The 5036-nt window shown below is 48.8% G+C and carries 5 protein-coding genes; 2 read left to right on the top strand and 3 right to left on the bottom strand.

Going from position 1 to position 5036, the window contains the following annotated elements; translation table 11 throughout:
• The first annotated feature begins 947 nt into the window (after positions 1–947).
• Together AC1XDK_RS30590 and AC1XDK_RS30585 are read left to right on the top strand one after the other, a co-directional pair.
• Positions 948–1412, top strand: a complete 465-nt coding sequence (locus AC1XDK_RS30590; RefSeq protein ID WP_483353805.1) for a hypothetical protein — start codon at positions 948–950, stop codon at positions 1410–1412.
• 247 nt (positions 1413–1659) lie between these two features.
• Entirely contained in the window at positions 1660–2592 is a 933-nt protein-coding gene (locus AC1XDK_RS30585; protein WP_483353804.1) for a DUF3267 domain-containing protein, read from the top strand.
• 216 nt (positions 2593–2808) lie between these two features.
• On the opposite strand, the gene AC1XDK_RS30580 is transcribed toward AC1XDK_RS30585, so the two are convergent.
• The 3 genes from AC1XDK_RS30580 to AC1XDK_RS30570 form a co-directional block, all read right to left on the bottom strand.
• A complete protein-coding gene (locus AC1XDK_RS30580; protein WP_483353803.1) occupies positions 2809–3249 on the bottom strand; it encodes an NUDIX domain-containing protein in 441 nt (146 codons plus the stop codon).
• A 28-nt stretch (positions 3250–3277) separates the two neighbouring features.
• On the bottom strand, positions 3278–4132 hold the full coding sequence (locus tag AC1XDK_RS30575; protein ID WP_483353802.1) for a hypothetical protein: 855 nt from the start codon (positions 4130–4132) through the stop codon (positions 3278–3280).
• Between the two features lie 199 nt (positions 4133–4331).
• On the bottom strand, positions 4332–4808 hold the full coding sequence (locus tag AC1XDK_RS30570) for a DUF6069 family protein (RefSeq protein ID WP_483353801.1): 477 nt from the start codon (positions 4806–4808) through the stop codon (positions 4332–4334).
• Between the last annotated feature and the right edge of the window lie 228 nt (positions 4809–5036).

The following is a 5036-nucleotide window of genomic DNA, read 5'->3' as shown; positions in this document are numbered from 1 at the left end:
GAATGCATTTTATAAAAACATGTGTCTTACCACAATCTCTCACTATAGAGCCATGTGCTTGCAGAATGCGTTACGGTGGATATGCTTAGCTCTTTAATGGTGAGGAGTTTGTAGCCCAGACTGCGCACAGATCGATTCGGGGCTCCCGGGGTGTGTCCACTTCCGCTTATGGATTTAACCGGAAAAGAATAATCCTCATTTTGAGTGATCATTCACGTCCGTTCTTTAGCATAGATTGTACATCGCTTCGTACTATGTCTGTGTTATCGGGCAGTTCTCACGAAACGCTGAGCAAAGAAAGGTGGACATACATGGAGTCTCTGCTCGGAATCACTGTAAATAGTCGCCAGCCAGAGCGAAAGTAAATATGCCAGGGTTAGCATAGACTACTAACATGGGCTTTTTGAAACCCCAAGAGGAGATAGGTTCTAACGAGTTGCCTGTATATAGAGCGCGTATCGTTCAATAGTATTTCATGCCGCACATCCGAAGACACAGCCGTAAAAAAGATATAATAATACAGATCCTGCAGTGAGAGAACTGCCAAGAAAGAACAGAGCAATGCTCCATTTTGAGTTCTCCCAATATATGTACGGAATCGGTGACAGCAAAAAGAAAACGACACCACTCCCGAAGGAGCCGAAAATCAACAGAAATCCAAGATTTGGGTAATAGGGCGTATTCAGGAAGAATGGAACGAGGAGTAAGAGTAGAACTACTGGAAGGAATGCGAGTAGCGAGGAACGACGGGGAATCAAAGAGTGATTATTTTCCACCATAGCAGAGATGTATTTGCAGTAGCAATTAAGCCATCGGGTGCGAGGCTTATCCTCTGTCTTCAGTACACCATTCCTGCCACGCTCTGAGAACTTCAGCAGAGCTATGTAGATTAGTATGATATTCTAACTACTGTTAGCATCTGTACCACTGAAAAAACGAACGAATGGGTGAATAAGGGAGGGGCGAATGCGTTCGCGGGAGTCAGTGAGAGTCAGCGAGGAAATCCGTCGCCCACACATCAGGGCGCGGTGGATGCAGGTCACCCATTGCAAGCACTGCATCGGGAGCAGCGAGACGATGGCCGCACGGACTCACATGAACCCGCAACGGACCCGCCACCGTTATCGTCCCAACAACCCGTAGACAACGGGGACACTGGTACTTACGCGTCATTCGGTGACCTCCTCGACGCGGAGCGACCCACCGCAGTTGCCACAGCTGTACTGCTCGGAGTGTTTGACGACCTTCGAGCGCTGGTAGCGCTCGAATCGTTCACCGCAGCCCTCGCAAATCACCCACCAATTCGGCGACTTGAACCGCTCGCAATGCTGGATTCTATCGAGGGTATCCGTCCAGCGGGCGAACGTTCGCCCATGATCTGCGTCGCTGAACTCGTTGCCAGGCAGGGATGAGTTCGTTCCGGATAGTTTCGCTGAATTGCTCCCACCCGTGTTGCTCGTAAGCCTTCCAGGTCAGCGCGATTGTGATTGCCTCGGTTGCAGGGTCGTACTTTGTGACGCCTGCCTGTCGTTGGGCTCGGTGTGAGACATCCCAGTCGATCGCGTCGACCGACAGGGGTGGGAAATATGCAGTATACAATCGTGCAAGGAAAGGAGAAGTCTCATTAGCTTCATATAGTTTCTAGACAAGTAGTATGATATGACACGCCATCTGAAAAATATCGCTGAAAACAATACCGCCATGGCCAATAAAACGGATAGAATCGACAAATTGAGCCTTCTTGAGCAATTTACTGTCTCCCGCCGTGTTGCATTGGAGTGGACGGCATTCAGTAGTATTGGATTTGTTGCTGCATTGTTCGGGTTAGGCGGTCTATATACTGCATTCACAAATCAGACGGGGAATATTTCGCTGACAATTGGGCCGGAGAATGCAGCGAGTCAGGTTGGAATGGGCGTGCTCTTAATCGGTCTCACACTCGGCGTCATCGTCATTCACGAACTTATCCATGGAGTAGTGATGAAGCAGTTTGGTGCAAATCCACGGTATGGCTTCGGTGTAACGCAGTTTGTCCTTCCGTATGCCTATGCTACGAGTGACGAATCACTCACACGAAATCAGTTTCTCGCTGTCGCCCTAGCCCCGCTTGTCGTGCTGACAGTTGTTCTATTCACGCTCGCAATTATCTTTCAGTGGCCGATCTTGTTGGCACCGCTTGCGGTGAATGCAGGCGGTGCAGTCGGTGACCTCTTCATGGCTCGGTTATTACTTCGGTATCCGGCAACTGTTCGCGTTGTAGACAACATAACAGGTCTCAAAATCTATGGCGATACCAGAGCCAATCGTTCAGTTGAACCACGTCGTGGAGTACTTCGCGGGATGATTGTTGGTATTGGGATCACCATCGGTAGTGCCTTCCTTTTGATGCTGATCGCTCCGATAGTACTTGACAGCCTTGGGGTTGCATCGTTTACACTTGGGATACCAGACACCTTGTGGAGTCTCTACCACTTCGAGAACAGTGCAGAGGGGATCAATTCAGAAGTTGGCATAGTCGGACTGTTAGGAGTTGGTGCGTTACTAGGCGTATGTTACAGCATTCTAGTAGAAAAGTCAGTGGACAACAATTGAAGGAACTGCCAATAACTAAAATGGTGGCTAGTTCGGCAGTTCTTTTCGTCCCGTACGAACGCACGGCCAGCACGGGAAGCCACCGAGGCCATCGCAGTCACAGTCTTCGGATTCGGTCTCGTCGTCGTCCTCCGACGGGTACGCCTCGAGCGTGGTCGGTTGCGTTTTCGACTGATCAACAAATCAAGGAAGGATTCAGCAGAACTCAAACGAACCTTACGTAGAATTACGAACCTCTTCGGTGCGGTCTACGAAGCGTTCGATGAACTCCGGAACGTCAGTTCGAGCTTTGATTTTATCATAGGAGAGCCAATGTACTGCAGCAACCTCATCGGTAGCTCGAGGGTGGGCACTACCCGCCACGTACTCACAAAGAACGACGATATTGAGACAGCGAGTACCGTCGCCGGCCTCGAATGTTGTGCTACAGACATACTCGATGTCTCCGACTTTGACACCGACCTCCTCATCCAGTTCACGGGCAGCTGTTTTCTCAATCGTTTCTGTGCCGCCAGGCAACTGTTCGATTTTACCTCCTGGGAACGACAATAGACCGGCAGCGTGATCTTCATTTTCACCGCGTTCAATGAACAGGTACTCGTCGTTTTTGACAACGACGCCATCAACGTTCACGACGTATCCATATTCTTCAAGCATTATATTGTACTGATTAGTGGGGTTTTCGTTATTCCAACTTGTCGGTACTGGGTTCGTTTCGATAATACCCGGGCAATTGCTTCGACCGCGCAAATTCGCGATTTCTCTTCTCTAGCCGCTTTTTAGCGAGTATGAGTAGAATCACCGTACAACTAGCAAAGAGTACATTCCCGATGGCGTCAATAAGCGGACTAGTGCTACCAGTAGAAGGAATCTGGACAAACCCATACCATGTGTAGGTAAGTAACAAGCCACTGGGAACTGCCAAATCGTGATTTACTGACCACCCTGAACGTTGCGACCATCGAATGAGAACTGTCCCTCCAAATATCACCACAGCCATCATTCCCGCTGCATTTAGCGTTGCTGGAATTTCGTCATGAAGTATGGCAAGCGACATAAACACAGAACCCAATAGAAAGGCAGTTACCCCAACTATTCGAGTATTGGGTGGTGATCGTCCGCTAGGACGAATATTCAGTTCGGTTCGACCAAGACCGAGAGCAAGAGTTACCAAAGTCACTACAACAATGGCACTCCCGAAAAACTGCATTCGTGACGCCATGAACGGATTCCCTTGCTGAAATGTGAATGTTACCACACAACCTACCACGAAGAGTATCGTGGTTACAATCAATCCCCCTGGCTGCAACCAGGGAGTGTGGCGAATTTCTGGAACGAGGCACTCAACTAATGCAATCGGTACGGCAGTACTCCAGATGGTATGGATTCCCAGGACAAAAACGGTCCACCAGATACTGATCCCGATACTGTTGATGTACCCATAATCAAGTAACCGTAATCCCAGATAATTTGGATTGAACAGTGACTGGGTTACGAATGCTTCTTCGACAACGGCATATGTGAGGCCGAGAAGCACCATGCTCGGCCATCCAAGCTGAAAGTGACGGGCTATTTCACGAATTAATAGTGCACCTCCACCATAGAGCGGAGCAAGCGCCAACAGAGCCCACAGCCATGTGATCGGTAGATTACCGAGAAGGAATTCTCCGATGAGAGGAGCTAAAAAGAAAAGGGCTATAGCCGGGACGAGGCGCGCTTGTCTATTCAAGTGATTCATTCTATTCTGATGAAGTATCGTTATCCTGGATGTCGGTCGCTACTGTGGTATCCGTGATCCGAGTTAACAAGTAGACGCAGATGACTGCGACACTCACGTGCATTCCTGCTAAGACCACGCTTACTGATATTGGCATCTTTTCTAAGACCGGTGGAGGTGCTATGAATGACACGAACGAGAGTAGTAATACAAGGGTTGCAACGATCACAAATGTTCGGTTTGGTCGTTGTGAAAAGCGAGTACTTACCCAGTAGACAACGGTTGCTCCAATCGTCGTGATAGCTGTACTTGTGATCACTGTTCCCCATTTTAATGGCCAAAAATCGGCAGCAATGGCAATAAATTGGTATGCGATTACACGGAGGATTTCATTGGCGATTATACTGATGAGAACTGCCAACAGACCATATTTCGTAAACCGATGAATATCCGGTTGTGTAGGGGATTCTATGGTGTCTGTCGATGTTACTTGTGCCATACCCATGTTGGGTCGGGGAATACCTCGGCTTTGCGCGTGAACCAGTTCATCTCTTTAAATAGCTCTGCTCTTTCTAACGCTATCTCAGAAACTGTCGACAACTGATCCGACCTCTACGCGAAAGAACATCAGACTGCACCTGCAAGCGAGTCTATAGTAGACATTAGAAGTAGTTGCTCACTGTTGGAAGAGATAGCTGGTCGAGAGCGGTATCAATCGCCGTGGTTA

The organism is Haladaptatus sp. HS23 (assembly GCF_056892285.1).
The sequence above is the reverse complement of the archived record's forward strand: the minus strand, read 5'-3'. Positions and strand labels throughout refer to the sequence as shown.

Coding starts and splice junctions, on each gene's coding strand:
- AC1XDK_RS30585 (WP_483353804.1), top strand. CDS start 1,660: ATGACACGCCATCTGAAAAATATCGCTGAAAACAATACCGCCATGGCC.
- AC1XDK_RS30580 (WP_483353803.1), bottom strand. CDS start 3,249: ATGCTTGAAGAATATGGATACGTCGTGAACGTTGATGGCGTCGTTGTC.
- AC1XDK_RS30575 (WP_483353802.1), bottom strand. CDS start 4,132: ATGGTGCTTCTCGGCCTCACATATGCCGTTGTCGAAGAAGCATTCGTA.
- AC1XDK_RS30570 (WP_483353801.1), bottom strand. CDS start 4,808: ATGGCACAAGTAACATCGACAGACACCATAGAATCCCCTACACAACCG.